The 14,807-nt window shown below is 74.3% G+C and carries 12 protein-coding genes; 4 read left to right on the top strand and 8 right to left on the bottom strand.

Going from position 1 to position 14,807, the window contains the following annotated elements; translation table 11 throughout:
• Nucleotides 1-24: 24 nt before the first annotated feature.
• Entirely contained in the window at nucleotides 25-1,779 is a 1,755-nt protein-coding gene (locus PVK37_RS24570; RefSeq protein ID WP_275030169.1) for an ABC transporter ATP-binding protein, read from the bottom strand.
• 255 nt (nucleotides 1,780-2,034) lie between these two features.
• Nucleotides 2,035-3,387, bottom strand: a complete 1,353-nt coding sequence (locus PVK37_RS24575; RefSeq protein ID WP_275030170.1) for a cellulase family glycosylhydrolase — start codon at nucleotides 3,385-3,387, stop codon at nucleotides 2,035-2,037.
• A 225-nt stretch (nucleotides 3,388-3,612) separates the two neighbouring features.
• Between PVK37_RS24575 and PVK37_RS24580 the strand changes: the two genes are divergently transcribed.
• Nucleotides 3,613-4,701, top strand: a complete 1,089-nt coding sequence (locus tag PVK37_RS24580) for a LacI family DNA-binding transcriptional regulator (protein ID WP_275030171.1) — start codon at nucleotides 3,613-3,615, stop codon at nucleotides 4,699-4,701.
• Between the two features lie 21 nt (nucleotides 4,702-4,722).
• On the opposite strand, the gene PVK37_RS24585 is transcribed toward PVK37_RS24580, so the two are convergent.
• Nucleotides 4,723-5,598: a CPBP family intramembrane glutamic endopeptidase gene (locus tag PVK37_RS24585; protein WP_275030172.1), complete on the bottom strand. Its 876-nt coding sequence runs from the start codon at nucleotides 5,596-5,598 to the stop codon at nucleotides 4,723-4,725.
• 230 nt (nucleotides 5,599-5,828) lie between these two features.
• Here PVK37_RS24585 and PVK37_RS24590 point away from each other — a divergent pair, with 230 nt between their 5' ends.
• Nucleotides 5,829-7,253 carry a hypothetical protein gene (locus PVK37_RS24590; RefSeq protein ID WP_275030173.1) on the top strand — a complete coding sequence of 475 codons (1,425 nt, stop codon included), beginning with the start codon at nucleotides 5,829-5,831 and terminating at the stop codon, nucleotides 7,251-7,253.
• A gap of 60 nt (nucleotides 7,254-7,313) precedes the next feature.
• On the opposite strand, the gene PVK37_RS24595 is transcribed toward PVK37_RS24590, so the two are convergent.
• The 4 genes from PVK37_RS24595 to PVK37_RS24610 are packed head-to-tail and all read right to left on the bottom strand — an operon-like array spanning nucleotide 7,314 to nucleotide 12,030.
• The gene (locus PVK37_RS24595; protein WP_275030174.1) at nucleotides 7,314-8,084 is read right to left on the bottom strand and encodes an SIR2 family NAD-dependent protein deacylase; all 771 of its coding nucleotides are present in this window, start codon (nucleotides 8,082-8,084) and stop codon (nucleotides 7,314-7,316) included.
• A gap of 42 nt (nucleotides 8,085-8,126) precedes the next feature.
• Entirely contained in the window at nucleotides 8,127-9,371 is a 1,245-nt protein-coding gene (locus PVK37_RS24600; protein ID WP_275030175.1) for a vWA domain-containing protein, read from the bottom strand.
• Nucleotides 9,368-10,591, bottom strand: coding sequence for an AAA family ATPase (locus PVK37_RS24605; RefSeq protein ID WP_275030176.1), 1,224 nt, complete (start codon nucleotides 10,589-10,591; stop codon nucleotides 9,368-9,370). The genes PVK37_RS24600 and PVK37_RS24605 overlap by 4 nt, the downstream gene beginning before the upstream one ends.
• A 50-nt stretch (nucleotides 10,592-10,641) precedes the next feature.
• Nucleotides 10,642-12,030, bottom strand: a complete 1,389-nt coding sequence (locus tag PVK37_RS24610) for a hypothetical protein (RefSeq protein WP_275030177.1) — start codon at nucleotides 12,028-12,030, stop codon at nucleotides 10,642-10,644.
• A 151-nt stretch (nucleotides 12,031-12,181) separates the two neighbouring features.
• Between PVK37_RS24610 and PVK37_RS24615 the strand changes: the two genes are divergently transcribed.
• On the top strand, nucleotides 12,182-13,177 hold the full coding sequence (locus tag PVK37_RS24615; protein WP_275030178.1) for a 1-phosphofructokinase family hexose kinase: 996 nt from the start codon (nucleotides 12,182-12,184) through the stop codon (nucleotides 13,175-13,177).
• Nucleotides 13,167-13,997, top strand: coding sequence for a 5'/3'-nucleotidase SurE (gene surE, locus PVK37_RS24620; RefSeq protein ID WP_275030179.1), 831 nt, complete (start codon nucleotides 13,167-13,169; stop codon nucleotides 13,995-13,997). Before PVK37_RS24615 ends, surE begins: the two co-directional genes overlap by 11 nt.
• 17 nt (nucleotides 13,998-14,014) lie before the next feature.
• Here the strand turns inward: surE and PVK37_RS24625 are convergent, their stop codons facing one another.
• The gene (locus PVK37_RS24625) at nucleotides 14,015-14,791 is read right to left on the bottom strand and encodes an IclR family transcriptional regulator (RefSeq protein ID WP_275030180.1); all 777 of its coding nucleotides are present in this window, start codon (nucleotides 14,789-14,791) and stop codon (nucleotides 14,015-14,017) included.
• Between the last annotated feature and the right edge of the window lie 16 nt (nucleotides 14,792-14,807).

A 14,807-nucleotide genomic window follows, 5' to 3' on the forward strand; every position in this document is an offset into this window, starting at 1 on the left:
GGCACCCGGCAGGAACCGGCCCGGTCAGGCGTACGCGGCGGCCTGCTGGGAATACATTCCCGCATACTTTCCACCCAGCGTCATCAGTTCGTCATGGGTACCCTGCTCAATCAGCCTGCCGTTGTCGAGAACCAGGATCCGATCGGCCACCCGAACCGTGGAGAATCGGTGGCTGATAACGAGTACGGCCCGACTCCCCCGCAATCGGGAAAGGGTCGAGAAGAGCTTCGCCTCCGCCTCGGCGTCCAGGGACGCGGTCGGTTCGTCCAGGACGACCAGCGACGGGTCCCGGTACAGGACCCGAGCGATAGCCACCCGCTGCCACTGCCCCACCGACAGGTCGACACCGCCGGCCAACTCCGCCGCCAGCAGGGTCTCGTAGCCGCGCGGCAGGCCCGCGAGGAAACCGTCCGCCTCGGCCTCCCGGGCCGCCGCCCGGACCCGGTCCAGGTCGGCGTCCACCGGCCCCACCGCCGCACCGACCCGGATGTTGTCCGCCGCCGAGAACCAGTACCGGGCGAAGCTCTGGAAAACCGCGCCGATTTCGTTGCCCGGATCCTGGGCCCGAATCGGCCGACCGTTCCAGCGGACCTCCCCCGACTGCGCCTCGTACAGTCCACAGAGGAGCTTGGCGAGGGTGGTCTTGCCGGATCCGTTGTGCCCCACGATCGCCACCATCTCGTCGCCCCGCAACGAGAACGAGACGTCGCTGAGCGCGGGACGGTTGGCGGCCGGATAGGAGAAGGTCAGCTGGTCGACGTCCAAGCGGGTCAACGGCCCGGCCGCCGGCCGCCGGTCGACGCCGGTGCCGGCGAGCCGGTCCAGCAGGCGCATGGTCGCCAGGAAGTCGGCCAACTGTCCGGAATGTTCACGGAGCGCACCGACGTTGGCGGCGATCGTCTGCGACTGGTTGGACAGGATGAGCACGGAGACCCCGACGGTCACCGCCGCCAGCAGATCGACATGGCCCCGGGCCAGCAACCAGGCGAGCGAGACCAGCAGGACGGTCAGGCTGGCCGCCACCCCGACCGCGGCGACGACGGCCCGACGCAGGAAGCCCCGGACCAGGTCCCGGATCTCGTCGATCCGCTCGTCGTACAGGTGCCGCCACCGGTCGGCGAGGAAGTCCTGGATCCCGAAGACCCGGATCTCCGCGGCCTGGTCCCGGGACTCGAGGATGTTCTCGATGTGCTGGCGTTCCCGGTCGCTCGGGGTGTGTCCCCAGGTGAACGTCAACAGCCGCTCGCCGAGGGCCCGACCGGTCAGCAGCACCGGCAGCCCGGACAGCAGCGCCACCGGCAACAGGACGGGGGCGGTGAGCGCGACGGCGACGACGAGACCGCCGACCGTCAGGGACGCGGCGATCACCCGGGGCACCGCGAGGGTGATCTGCAGGGCCGAGGTGGAGGCCCGGCGGGCCCGTACGAGCCGGTCGTGGAACGCCGGAGTGTCGAACTCGATGAGTTCGCTGTGCGCCGACAGGAGGGTGATCTGCTCCTCACACCACCGGATGACCTTCTCGGTCAGCAGGCGGTGCAGCCCGCCCCCCACCATCCGGCCGAACGCGACGACCGCGACCAGCAGGACCACGGCGGCGAGCAGGAGCCACAGCGACAGGCCCGGTCGTCCGTCCTGCCGGGTCAGCCCGGCGGCCAGGCTCCGGCCGAGGACCAGGACGGCGGCGAGTCCGATCCCGGTCGTGCACATCGTCGCCAGCACGCCGTAGAAGGACGCGCCGCCGGCCCGGGCGACCAGCAGGACGACCTGCCAGAGCGACACGCGGGGCGGTGAACCGACCTCGTCGTCCCGCCCCGGGCCGGTCACGACCCGGCCCGGTTCGTCCGGCTACCGCCGACCACCGCACCCACCCGGGCGGCGGCCGGCACACCCCGGCCCCCGTCAGAAGTCCGTCGAGACACGGCTCGAAAGTAGTCGATGGATATACCCGGGGCAACCACTCCGGCACCCTACGGATGCGGCACCCGCCCACCGACCGGTCGGCGCGGGCCGGGGATCCGGCCCGCGCCGGTCGGCTCAGCTCGCCGTGCAGGTCAGGGACGGGGCGGCGTTGCCGCCCTGCCCGGAGCCGAGGAAACCGAAGGTGGTGCCGGCACCGGCGCCGAGGTTGCCGTTGTAGCTCACGTTGCGCGCGGTCACCGCCGCCCCGCTGCTGCTCACCGTCGCGTTCCAGGCGTTGGTGACCGCCTGCCCGTTGGCGAAGGTCCAGGTGACCGTCCAGCCCCGGATCGCCGCGCCGCCGGCGGTGATCCGCACCTCGCCCTGGAAACCACCCGGCCACTGGCCGATCACGTGGTACGTGGCGGTGCAGGCCCCGGGGCCGCCGGTCGGCGTCGGCGTGGGACCGACCGGCGGGCTCGTCGGGGGCGTGGTGGGTGGTGTGGTCGGGCCCGTACCGCCGAAGACGGTGGCCTCCCGGGCGGTCGCCGCGATGCCGTCGGTGCCGTGGAAGATGCGCTGCCCCCAGGTGGTGAGCTGGTCGGGGTCGAAGTCGCGGGCCATGTCCAGGATCGGGTCGGTGTTGCCGCTCCAGGACCAGCCGAGGTAGCCCAGGTCGCGGCGGTTCGCCTCGGCCAGCAGCGTCTCGTGGTCCACCTCGCCGGCGGTGAACCGCCAGCCGAACTCACCGATCACCAGCGGCCAGCCGTTGGCCTCGAACCGGTCGAGGTAGTCGACGATGCTGGCGGCGGTGTTGAACACCGCGTACATGTGGATGGACAGCACCGTGTTGTGCTGCCGGTCGGCGTCCAGGACCGTCTGGGCGTTGTCCCGCATGACGTACTGCCAGTCCTGGCCCCAGTTCGGGCCGTCGACCATGAGCAGGTGCGCGAAGCCGTTGTCGCGCATCTTCCGGATCGCGGCGGCCGTCGCACTCGTCCACTGGGCGGCGTTGACGTTGCCGATCGGCTCGTTGCCGATGTTGATGACGACGTAGTTCTCCTCGCCGACCAGGGCGCTCTTCTGGCTGATCCAGTAGTCGACGGCCTCGTCGAGCGAGGCGGCGGCGCCCTCCTCGCCGTAACCGGTGGTGTCGTGCACCTCCAGTACGCAGATCAGCCGGTTCTGTTTGCACCGGCTGACCACATCGGCCACGTCGGTGGAGGGCCCCCACCGCTTGCCGCTGCCCAGCACCACCCGGACCGTGTTGGCGCCGAGGGCCTTGACGTCGGCGAACGAGTTGGTCTGGCCGGTGTACCACACGTGCGGGTGGTTGACCCCGCGCATCACGAACGGCTGGCCGTTGGCCTCGACGATGGTGGTGCCGTCGACGTGCAGACCGACGGCCGCCTGGGCCGGCGGGACGAACATCAGGACGGAGCCGGCGAGCGCGAGCAGCGCGGCGCCGAGCAGGGCGAATCGTCTTGTCATGACCTACCTCGGGGTGGGTGGCCCCGGAGCCGGGGCGCACGACGACCACGCCTACCGGGGTGCCCAGATCCGACCGCCGTTGCCCTGGTGGTCGCGGATCAGCCCAGCTCGTGGTTGTTGTTACGTTTGTAATCCGGCTCGCTGCCGTACGATACGCTTCGATCTCTTCGCGGGCAATCGACGACCCCGGCGGACGACCCGGGGACGGGAGAGCGAGGCGGGACGGTGACCGAACGCGGCGGGCCACGGCGGGTCCGGATGCGGGACGTCGCCGTGGCGGCGGGAGTGTCCGCCTCGACGGTCGCCAACGTGCTGAGCCGGCCCGACATCGTCGCGCCGGAGACCCGCCTGCGGGTGGAGCAGGCGATCCGGCGTACCGGTTTCGTCCGCAGCGGGCCGGCCCGGCAGCTACGCGGGCTACCGAGCCCGATCGTCGGTAGCGTCGTGCTCGACCTCGCCAACCCGTACTTCGCCGCGTTGAACCGGGGTGTCGAGGACCGGCTCGCCGAGGCGGGCTGCCTCCTGTTGACCGCGAGCACCGACCTGCGTCCGGAGAAGGAGGGACAACTGCTCGACCTGCTCCAGGAGCAGGCGGTACGCGGCATCGTCATCGCGCCGATCGGGTCCGATCGCGGCGCGCTGCTCGCGGCGAGCCGGCGCGGCACCCCGGTGGTGCTGGTCGACGAACCCCGCTCGGGGCTCGACCTGTGCGCGGCGGCGGTCGACGACGTGCTCGGTGGGCGGCTGGCCGCCGAGCACCTGTTGGCGCTGGGCCATCGCCGGATCGCCTACCTGGGCGCGACCGTCGAGTCCGGCACGGTCACCCGGCGTCGCGCCGGGGTACGCCAGGCGGTCGCCGACGCCGGGCTGGATCCCGACGACACCGTCGTCGACCTGCGGATGGTGTTGCATCCTCCGGCCCTCGTGGACGCCGCCGCCGGGGCGGTGGACCACCTGCTGGCGCTGCGTCCCGCGCCCACCGCCGTGCTGTGCCTCAACGACACCGCCGCCCTCGGCGTCCTGCGCCGGCTGCACGCCCTCGGGCGGCGAGTGCCGGAGGACGTCTCCGTCGTCGGGTACGACGATCTGCCGTTCGCGGCCCTGCTGTCACCGCCGCTGACCACCGTGCGGCAGCCGACGTACGCCCTCGGCCGGACCGCCGCCGGGCTGCTGCTGGACGAGGCCCGACCGGACCACACCCACCGGCAGGTCCTGTTCCGCCCGGAGCTGATGGTCCGTTCCTCGACCGCGCCGCCGCCCGGCGAGCCGGCTGCGGATCCGCCGCCGCCGACCGCCCGCCGGGAACGGCGGTAGACGGCGGCGGGCGGCGGCCGGTCACGGGTGGGCACTGTCCCGGGCGGCCGGCACCGGCGCGAACACCCGGCCCCCGGTGACCAGTTCGGCCACCACCAGCACCACCGCCTGACCGATCACCAGCGTGGTCACCACCGCCGCCATGGTCCCGGTGGCGGCCACGGTCGCCGCGCCCAGGTTGTACAGCGCGTGCCAGACCGCCACCGCCGGGACGCTGCCGGTACGGTTCCACAGCCAGCCGAGGACCACCGCGCCACAGAGGATGCCGATGGTGAAGCCGACCAGGGTTCCGACGGAGAACCCCCGGTAGCTGCTGAGGACGGCGAAGAGCGGCAGGTGCCAGCCGACCCAGATGCCGGTGAGCACCACGACCGCGACCAGGGGTCGCAGCCCGCGCTGGAGCCGGGGCTGGAGGAACCCGCGCCAGCCGGTCTCCTCCCCCAGTCCGTTGACCAGCACGAGCAGCCCGAGCACCCCGACGACACCCCACTGGGGGAAGCCGTTCACCAGGCCGAAGTCACCGGGCGCGGGTGGGTCTCCGGCGAGCGCGGCGACCGCCGCCCCGAGCCCGACCATGGCCAGCGGGGAGCACGCCACCAGCCACCACCGGCCGATCCGCCACCGGGTCAACCGGGCGCGCATCCCCACCGGCCGGCCCCGCCGGGCCAGCACCGCCGCGACCAGCAGGGCGGCGAGCGCCGGCCCGAGCAGGCCGGGCAGGTGGGTGGCCGAGCCACCCACCCGCACCACCCGCCCGGTCATCAGCAACGGCAGCCAGCAGGCCCAACTGCTCGCGTACGCGAGCAGCGCGTACCCGACGACCACCGGCCAGCCGACGGCGGACCGGTCGGGGCGCGACCCGACGGGACGGGTACCGGTGCGGTCGAGTGTGCTCATGCCCTGATCGTGGCCCTCGTGCGACGGGCCGGACACGGCCGTCTGGCACCGGCCGGCCGGGCCTTTCGGCCCCGTTCCGCCGCACCTGGCCCGATCTGCCGCGAAAAGCATGTCGGAATGGTGGCCGCCACTACTGCTCCGCCAATACCGCCGCTGACCTGAGACGTAACTTAGCCGACATGTAAGTGTGGTCAAGTCACCGGATGACAATTTCCGGATGCGGAAAAGCGATGCGGACTGCCCGGCGCGCCTTCCTGCTGGCAGCAGGGCTGACAGCGCTGGCTGTCCCCCTGGTGACGGTCCCGGCACAGGCGCTGACCCCGGCGGCTGCGGAGATCAGGATGCCGGAGTGCGCCTGGTCGGCGAAGTACGGCGTGAACGGCCTGAACGCATACTGGCCGGATACTGCCGCCACCTACTGGTCGACCATCTATCCGGTCACCGGCGACCTGGAAGTCACCATTTCCGGAGTTTTCCCGGACGCCCGATACGCGTCTTTCAACGTTTATGACGAGAAGCCGGCCCAGTTTACCCGTAACGGTGTCGCGTCCAGCCTCCCCGACTATCTGATCGTCCCGGACCCGGGCAGCGTCAACCCGTGGCGGACGCCCGGGACGTCGGGCGGCCGGTTCACCGTCACGCTCAGTCCGGAGGTGACGGTCGGGGAGGTCAACCGGCTGCCACTGTCCCGGGAGGACGCACCGGCCGGCGCGAAGGCATCGGTGATCTTCCGGGTCTACCTGCCGACCGGCGGCGACGCGGCGGTGGTCCTGCCGACGGTGACCCTGACCCAGGGTGGGGTGTCGACGACCCTGCCGCCCTGCGCGGCCGGGACCGGAAACGGGACCGGGACCGTTGCCGCGCCGCTGGAACCGCCCGGCAGCGGGACGGGTGGTTCCGGCCGCACCGGTGGCGGGCCGGGGCAGCCCGGCGGACCCGGCCACCCGGGTCACCCCGGCGGGCCGGGAGGACCGGGAGGACCGGGGCATCCCGGCGGGCCGGGCGTTCCCGGGCACCCGGGGCACCCGGGAGGACCCGGCGGTCCGGGGCATCCTGACGAGGCGGGTGAGAAGCTCTTCCGGCACACCTCCGAGGTGGAGAACCTGGCCCCCAACCCGGACAACGCGTACCTGGGCGCGTGGATAGCCCCGCCGGGAGCGGAGAACGTCGTGGTGATCCGGGGCCGGGCACCCCGGGCGGTCGCCGGAACCCATCCGGAGGTCTGGCCCCGCCGGAAGACCGATCTCCGCTACTGGTCGATGTGCACCAACCTGGGCGGTCAGCTCAAGCCGGTCGTGATCAACAGGCCCACCGACGGACCGGCGAGCTACGGCTGCCGGTACGACGACGAGACGTCGACGGACCGACACGGTCACTACACCTTCGTCCTCGGCACGGAGGCGCAACGGCCGGCCATCGAGGCCGTGCCGGGGGTGACCTTCCTGCCCTTCTCCACGTCCTACCCGACCTCGACGCACATGGTCCTGCTCCGGAACCTGATCCCGGTCGACGGGTTCCCGCACGCCGTGCAGAACGTGCCGTTGAACAGTTCGGCGGAGACCGCGGCGGAGGTCATGGGCCCGTACTATCCGCTGGTGCGGGTCTGCGGACTGGCCGACCTCGCCAGCCGGGGGCCGCGGCACTGCGCCGCCTGACCGGTGGGTGGCGGCGGGTGGGCTGTCCCGTCCGCCGCCGCTCCGGCCGGACGCCGGCCGTCAGCCCGGCCCGGTGCCCCACGCGGCGTCGACCAGGGCGGGCAACACCCGGGCGGCCGGGCCGCGCAGGTTCAGGTCGGCCACCCGGTCCAGCGGGGTCTCCTCCGGGTTGACCTGCACGACGGTGGCCCCGAGTCGGGCCGCCACCTGGGGGATCTCCGCCGCCGGGTAGACCACTCCGGAGGTACCCACGGTCACCAGCAGGTCGCAGGAAGCCGCCGCCTCGGCGGCCGCCTGCAACGCGTCCGGGGGCAGCGCCTCGCCGAACCACACCACGCCCGGTCGGACCGGGGCGGCGCACCGGACGCACCCGGGCGGCGGCAACCGCCGGCCGTCCGGCGGTTCCTCGCCGTCGGCGACCGGGGCGGGGTGGGCGCAGGCCGAACAGCGGGGCGCGAAGAGGCTGCCGTGCAGGTGGACCGGGGCCGGGGAGCCGGCGCGCTCGTGCAGGTCGTCGACGTTCTGGGTGACGACGACGGTGCCCGGGAGCCGGCTCTCGATCGCGGCCACGGCCCGGTGGCCCGCGTTCGGCTGGACCCGCCGGACCGTGCTGCGCCGCCACTCGTACCAGCCCCAGACCAGGGCGGGATCCGCCCGGAACGCCTCCGGGGTGGCGAGCGCCTGGGCGTCGAACTGCCGCCACAGGCCGGTGAGGGCGTCCCGGAAGGTCGGCACGCCGCTCTCGGCCGACATCCCGGCCCCGGTGAAGACCACGACCTGTCGGGCCTGGCTGAGCAGTGCCGCCGCCTGCCGCAACGGGTGCGGTGTCATCTGCCTGGCCCTCCCGGGTACGTGCACCGTCCGGACGGCGGTTCACCGGTGCCCGGCGGGGCCGATGTCCACCACCCGCGCCCAGTCCGGAGGCCGGTCCGGTACCCGGTCCGGGTCGCGCTCATCGTATCCGGACCGGGGGAACAGCCCGACCACGGTCCGGCACGGCGGCCGCACGGTGGGCCAGGGGGTCTGTCCGTCGGTCAGGACCACGACGACGTCCGGCCCGGGCGCCTGCCGCAGCGCCCGAGCGAAGCCGGTACGCAGGTCGGTGCCGCCGCCACCCAGCAGCGGAATGTCCTCGGCCCGGCACAGCGGGTGCACCACCCGGGCGGCCGCGTCGCACGGCAGCACGGTGACCAGGTCGCGCCGCCCGGCCACCGCCCGGGAGATCGCGGTGACCTCCAGCAGCGCGCTGCCCAGCTCGGCGTCGCTGACCGAGCCGGAGGTGTCGATCACCACGCACACCCGGGGCGGCCGGCGGCGCAGGGCCGGCAGCACGACCCCGGGCACCCCGCTGGACCGGCGGGCCGGCCGGCCGTACGTGTAGTCCTCCCCGACGCCGGCGACCGACACCGCCGAGCGGACCGCCGCGCCCAGCAGTTCCCGCCACGGCTGCGGTGGGTGGAACGCCTCCTCGGCCCAGCGACGCCAACCCTGCGGGACGCTGCCCGGCCGACCGGTGATCCCCTGCGCCACCCGGAACCGCACCGCGTCCCGTTCCTGCGGGCTCAGGCCGTGCGCGCCGTCCGGCCCGAGGTCCCACTCCCGTTCCCGCCCGTCGGCGCCGCTGCCGCAGTCCAACCAGACCCAGTCCTGGGTACGCGGGCCGAGCCGGAACCACCGGAGGTAGTCCTCCATCAGCTCACCGGGGGGCAGTCCCAGCCCCGCCGGGTCGACGACTCCCTCGGGGCGGGCCAACCCGTCACCGAAGACGTCGTCGTTGATCTCGCAGTCGGCGGCGATGTTCATCCGCAGCCGCTCCCCCGGCCCGGTCAGCCCCCGCTCCCGGGCCACCCGGTCACCGCGCCCGTGGTGGTCGCGGAGCAGGTGGGACACCTCGTGCACCCACACCCCGGCGAGTTCCGCCACCGGGGTCCGGGCCACGAAGCCGGGTGAGACGTAGCAGCGCCAGTGCCGGTCCACGGCCATCGTCGGCACCTGCCGCGACTCGACCACGTGCAGGGCGAACAGCGCGGTCGCCAGGTAGGGCCGCACCTGCACGGCGTGCAGCCGCGCGGTGAAGAGTTTGTCCCGGTCCAGCGTCCCGGTGGCGGCCGGGGTCACCGATCGGCCCCGGCCGCCACCTCGGCGGCCCGCCGGGACAGGGCCACCACGCCGGCGAGCCGGTCCACCGACGCGGGCACGTCCCAGTCGTCGCGGCGCAGGGCGGCGAGGGTACGCGCGGGCACCACCACCAGGTCGGGGGGACCGGACTCCAGGGCCCCGGCCAGCACGGTCCAGGCGGCCTCCCAGCGGGTCCGCTCCGGACGTCGCCGTACCGCCTCGACCACCCCGTCCAGTACGGCCTGGCGCAGGTCGCCCCGCTCGGGCAGGGTCGCCGCGCCCGGGTCGGCGAGCAGCGTCTCCGGGTCCGGCAGGTCCATCCGGTCCAGACTGGCCAGCAGTTCCAGGCCGGGGCCGTCGCCCACGGCTCCCCGGACCAGCAGGGACAGCACCTCCCGGGAGGTGTCGGCGGCGGTGGCGAAGGCGACCAGCCGGACGGTCATCTCCCAGCTTCGGGGCGACGGCCAGGCACCGCCCCGGCGGGCCTCGGTGGTGGGCAGCCGGTGCACCAGCCCCGGGCGGGCGGCGAGCAGGCCGCAGACCGCCCGGCGGGCGAACCCGACCGCCGGGACCAGCCGGTGCCGGTCGAGGCGGGGCAGGACGCACCGGGGCCAGGTGCCGGCCAGCCCGCGTACCACCACCTCGTGGTCGTGGGTCCACTGAAGGTGGACGAAACGGTTGGCCAGCGGCGGACTCAACTCCCACCCGTCGGCCGCCGAGGACCGTGGGTTGGCGGCGGCCACGATCCGCACCCCGGGCGGCAGGCTCAGCGCGCCGATCCGCCGTTCCAGCACCACCCGCAGCAGGGCGGCCTGCACGGCGGGCGGCGCGGTGGAGAGTTCGTCCAGGAAGAGCAGCCCGCGCCCGGCGCGGACCAGGCGTACCGCCCAGTCCGGCGGGGCCATCGGGACGCCCTGGTTCGCCGGGTCGTCCCCGACGACCGGCAGGCCGGCGAAGTCGGACGGTTCGTGCACGCTGGCGATCACGGTGGTCAGCGGCAGGTCCAGGGAATCGGCGAGCTGGGTCAGCGCGGCGGTCTTGCCGATGCCCGGTTCTCCCCACAGCAGCACCGGCAGGTCGGCGGCGACGGCCAGGGTCAGGGCGGCCAGTTGCGGGTCGGGGCGGGGCTCGGTGGTGGTGGCGCGCAGCAGCGCGAGCAGGTCGGCGGCGACGTCGAGCTGGGGCTCGTCGGTGGTGGCGGGCACGGGGTACACGGGCATGGGCGGTCACCTGTCAGGTCGGAGGTTCAGGGTGAAGGGGGGTGCCCGGGTCAGCGGGCGAGGGCGTGGCGTGGGTGGCCGCGACGGTCCCGCTTGCGGGTGTGGTCCGCGTCGGAGCGGCCAGGGCCCCAGCCGGCCAGTCCGGCCCGGAACAGTCCGTACGTGACCCGCCGCGACGCGGCGGTCTCGAGTTCGGTACGCAGGTCACCTGCGCGCAGCAGGGCATCCGGGCCGAGCAGGGCCTCGACCACGGCCAGGGCGCCGGCGGTGTCTCCGTGGTCGAGGCGGCCCCGGACGTCGGCCAGGCCCTCCGGGTGGCGGTACGCCCGGTCGACGGCCCGCAGGCAGGGCAGCGGGGTGCCGGTGAGCGCGGCGAGCAGCTCCTCCCGGCGGATCTCCGCCGGGTCGTGGTCCAGTGCGGTGAGCAGCCCGTCGACCACGCCGATCCGGTGTCGGGCACCCCGGCACACCACCGGCGTCACGACCGGGCCCGGTACCGGGGCATCCGGGGTGCGGGTCCGGTCGGGAGCCAGTGCCGCCGCCACCAGCGGGTGCAGCCGCTCGACGTCGAGCAGCCCCCGGCGCAGCAGCTCCAGGTCGGGTGGGAGCCAGGTCGCCGCGTCCGGCAGCACGGGGGTGCCGGGCGGGGCGGCCGACGGGTGGGCCGGCCGTAGCCGCGTCCCGTCCGGCGAGACGTCGAGCAGCAGGCGTTCCCGGGCCCCGAGGCGGACGACGACGGGTCCGTGGCCGGGCCCGTCGGCACGTAGCAGCGTGGTCGCCTCGGCCGCCCACCGGCCGACCGCGCACCCGCGGTCGGCCAGGGCCGCGGTGCGCTGGTCGGCGGCGACCCGGCCGGATGGGTCAACAAGGTCGGCGTCGACAACGGCTTCGGCGTCGAGCCGGTCCGCGCCGCAGCGGTGCCGCAGGTCGCCGGCCCGGCGGGCGTCCCAGAGGTGCCGGTGCAGGTCGAGCCGGAACCGCCGGTCCGGTCGGGGGTGCGGGTGGGTGCCGGGGCCGGTTCCGGACCACAGGGCCAGGCTGATCCGCTGGGCCGCGTCCGCCCACGCCGGCGGGGTCCGCACCACCAGGTGCGGCGTGACCCCGCCGGGTGCCGCCAGCGGGTAGCGGGCCAACGCGACGGTCAGCCCGGGGCGCAGCAGCCCGTCCGGCGCGATCCGCGGCAGGTGCCACCGGAGCAGGTCGGGGGCCAGGTGCCGGAGGTCGTCCCGGACCCGGGCGGCCAGGTCCCGGCCGTGGGTCCGGGCCACCGTACGGAGGTCGAGGTCGACGTCGACCCGGGCGGCGGCGCAGGCACCGGCCCAGTCGCCGACCAGACGTCGGGCGGTGGCGGACTCGATCATGGACGGTGGCACGGCGTACCGGCGCACGTGCGACCAGAGGGAGAGACGGGTTTCCGCGTTCGCGGCCGGGGAGCGCATCAGCACTCACCTTGCGTGAACGGGGCCCCCAATCTGCGACGAGGAGTCATCATCGCCGGGGACACTACCGCCACGCCGTACCCGACGCCACCCCGATACCGGTACCGGACCGGGGCGGTTGGGGCGGCCGTTGCCGGGGCAGTAGGGGGTGATGGATGAGCGTGTGATGGTGTTCGCCCCGGCACCCCTGTTGACCGTGACGATCGAGCAGCAGGCCGACACGCTGGAGCTGCACCTGCATCCGGGGGGCCAGGGCGTGTGGCAGTCCCGCATGATCACCTGCCTGGGCACGCCGGTGACGCTCTGCGTGGCCCTCGGTGGGGAGGTCGGTGCCGCGCTGGGCAAGCTCCTCGTCGACGAGGACGTCACGCTGCGGGTGGTGAACGGGGGATCGACGACCGGCTGGTACGTCCACGACCGGCGGGACGGGTCCCGGGCGGAGGTCGCCGAGAACCCGGGCACGCCGATGGCCCGGCACGACATCGACGAGTTGTACACGGTCACCCTGACCGAGGGGCTGCGCGCGCCGGTCAGCGTGCTCAGTGGTCCGGCCGATCCCGACGTGGTCGACCCGGACATCTACCGGCGGCTCGCCGCCGATTTGACGGCCAACGGCGGGACGGTGGTGGCGGACCTGTCCGGGGCACACCTGGCGGCGGTGCTCGACGGCGGGATCGCGGTCCTCAAGGTCAGTCACGAGGAGCTGATCGACGACGGCCTCGCCGACGACGACAGCGTCGGGGCCCTGCTGGCCGCCGGCCGCGCGTTGCGGGAACGGGGCGCGGCGTCGGTGCTGATCAGTCGGGCCGGCGAGCCGGCCCTGGCGCTGCTGGACGACCAGCCGCCGATGCTGGTGCACGCTCCGCCGCTGGAGTTGGCCGACCATCGCGGGGCCGGTGACTCGATGACCGCCGGTGTCGCCGCGGTGCTCGCCCGGGGCGGTGACCTGACCGAGGCGGTACGGACCGGCGCGGCGGCCGGGGCGCTGAACGTCACCCGGCACGGGCTGGGCACCGGCCGGGCGGAGGCGGTACGCGAACTCGCCGGCCGGGTGCGGCTGACGCCGCTCGACGAGGGGACGGCGGGCAAGCAGACGGGGAACGAGAAGACGGAGGACGGGCGGACGGGGGACGACGGTGGCCGGTGACCGACCGGGCCGGGTGCTGGTGACCAACGACGACGGGGTGTACGCCCCGGGTATCCGCTGGCTGGCCCGGGCCGCGTACGACCGGGGCTTCGAGGTGGTGATCGCCGCGCCCCGGGAGGAGGCCAGCGGGATGAGCGCGGCGCTGACCGCCGTCACCGACGAGGGGCGGGTGGTGTTCGAAGGTACCGAGCTGGCCGGGCTGCCCGGGGTGCCGGCGTACGCGGTGGCCGCCTCGCCGGGCTACATCGCCGTGCTGGCCGGGCTGGGGGTGTTCGGTCCGCCGCCGGACCTGGTGCTGTCCGGGATCAACCGGGGCGCGAACGCCGGCCACGCGATCCTGCACTCGGGGACGGTGGGTGCGGCGCTGACCGCCGCCAACAGCGGTGCCCGCGCGATGGCCGTGTCCCTGGACGTGCTGTCCCCGGCGGCGGCGAGCGCGGACAGCGGCGGCGCGGCCATCGCCGTGCTGGACTCGGTCGACGACGAGGCCCGGCACTGGTCCACGGCCGCCGACCTGGCGGGCCGGCTGCTGCCCTGGCTACGGGACGCGGAGCCCGGGACGGTACTCAATCTCAACGTGCCCGACCTGCCGCCGGACCGGGTCGCCGGGCTGCGCCGGGCCACCCTCGCCCCGTTCGGTCAGGTGCAGATGACGGTCGCCGAGAGCGGTCAGGGGTTCGTCCGGACCAGTGTGGAGGAGAACGGGGCGGACCGGGTTCCCGGCTCCGACCTGGCCTGGCTGGCCGACGGCTACGCCGCGGTGACCGTGGTCCGGGGGCCGGGAGAGCTGCCCGACGTGGTGGTACCGACCGACGCCTGACCGGCGTCGGTCGGGGTCTAGGCGATGAGCATGCTGCGGGCGCGGTCCAGGCCGCCGACGGTGTCCCGCAGGGCCGCCACGATCGCCGTGTCGAGGTCCGGCCGGAGGCGGGTCACCGGCACCGAGATGCTCACCGCGTCGACCGCCGGCGTGGCGAGTGGTACGGCCATCGCGAAACACACGATGCCTTCGGCGTTCTCCTCGCGGTCGACGGCGTACCCGGCGGTGCGTACCTCGGCCAGGGCGGCGTGCAGCGCCTGGCGGTCGGTGACGGTGTGCGGGGTGAGCGACGGCAGGGGCCAGGTCAGCAGTTGGTCGACCGCGTCGTCCGGGTGCCCGGCGAGCAGGGCCTTGCCGAGCGCGGTGGCGTGGGCCGGCAGCCGGCGGCCGATCGCGCTGTAGAGGCGCAGCCGGTGCACCGATTCGCGTTTGGCGAGGTAGACGACCTGGTCTCCGTCGAGGCGGCCGAGGTGGACGGCCTCACCGAACCGGCGGGACAGCTCGTCGAGGACACCGGCGAGCAGGTCGACGTTGTCGTCTCCGTCGAGGTAGGCGGCGCCGACCCGCAGGGCGCGCATGCCGAGCCGGAACCGGGTGCCGGTGTCGTCGGCGCGCACCCAGCCGCGGCTGGTCAGGGTGCGCAGCAGGCCGTGCAGGCTGCTCTTGGGGATGTCGAGGGCGCGGGCCAGGTCGCCGAGCGCCCAGGGCCGGGGCTGGTCGGCGAGCAACTCGAGCAGGTCGAGGGTGCGACCGGCCGACTTGACGGGCTGGAAGTCCTCTGGCGCGCTCGGCACGCCATCACTCTAGCGA

The organism is Micromonospora cathayae (assembly GCF_028993575.1).
Lineage (GTDB): Bacteria > Actinomycetota > Actinomycetes > Mycobacteriales > Micromonosporaceae > Micromonospora > Micromonospora cathayae.

Excerpts from the sequence above, each read along its gene's own strand:
- PVK37_RS24575 (WP_275030170.1), bottom strand. The coding sequence starts at position 3,387 with ATGACAAGACGATTCGCCCTGCTCGGCGCCGCGCTGCTCGCGCTCGCC.
- PVK37_RS24585 (WP_275030172.1), bottom strand. The coding sequence starts at position 5,598 with ATGAGCACACTCGACCGCACCGGTACCCGTCCCGTCGGGTCGCGCCCC.
- PVK37_RS24590 (WP_275030173.1), top strand. The coding sequence starts at position 5,829 with ATGCGGACTGCCCGGCGCGCCTTCCTGCTGGCAGCAGGGCTGACAGCG.
- PVK37_RS24595 (WP_275030174.1), bottom strand. The coding sequence starts at position 8,084 with ATGACACCGCACCCGTTGCGGCAGGCGGCGGCACTGCTCAGCCAGGCC.
- PVK37_RS24605 (WP_275030176.1), bottom strand. The coding sequence starts at position 10,591 with ATGCCCGTGTACCCCGTGCCCGCCACCACCGACGAGCCCCAGCTCGAC.
- PVK37_RS24610 (WP_275030177.1), bottom strand. The coding sequence starts at position 12,030 with ATGCGCTCCCCGGCCGCGAACGCGGAAACCCGTCTCTCCCTCTGGTCG.
- PVK37_RS24615 (WP_275030178.1), top strand. The coding sequence starts at position 12,182 with ATGGATGAGCGTGTGATGGTGTTCGCCCCGGCACCCCTGTTGACCGTG.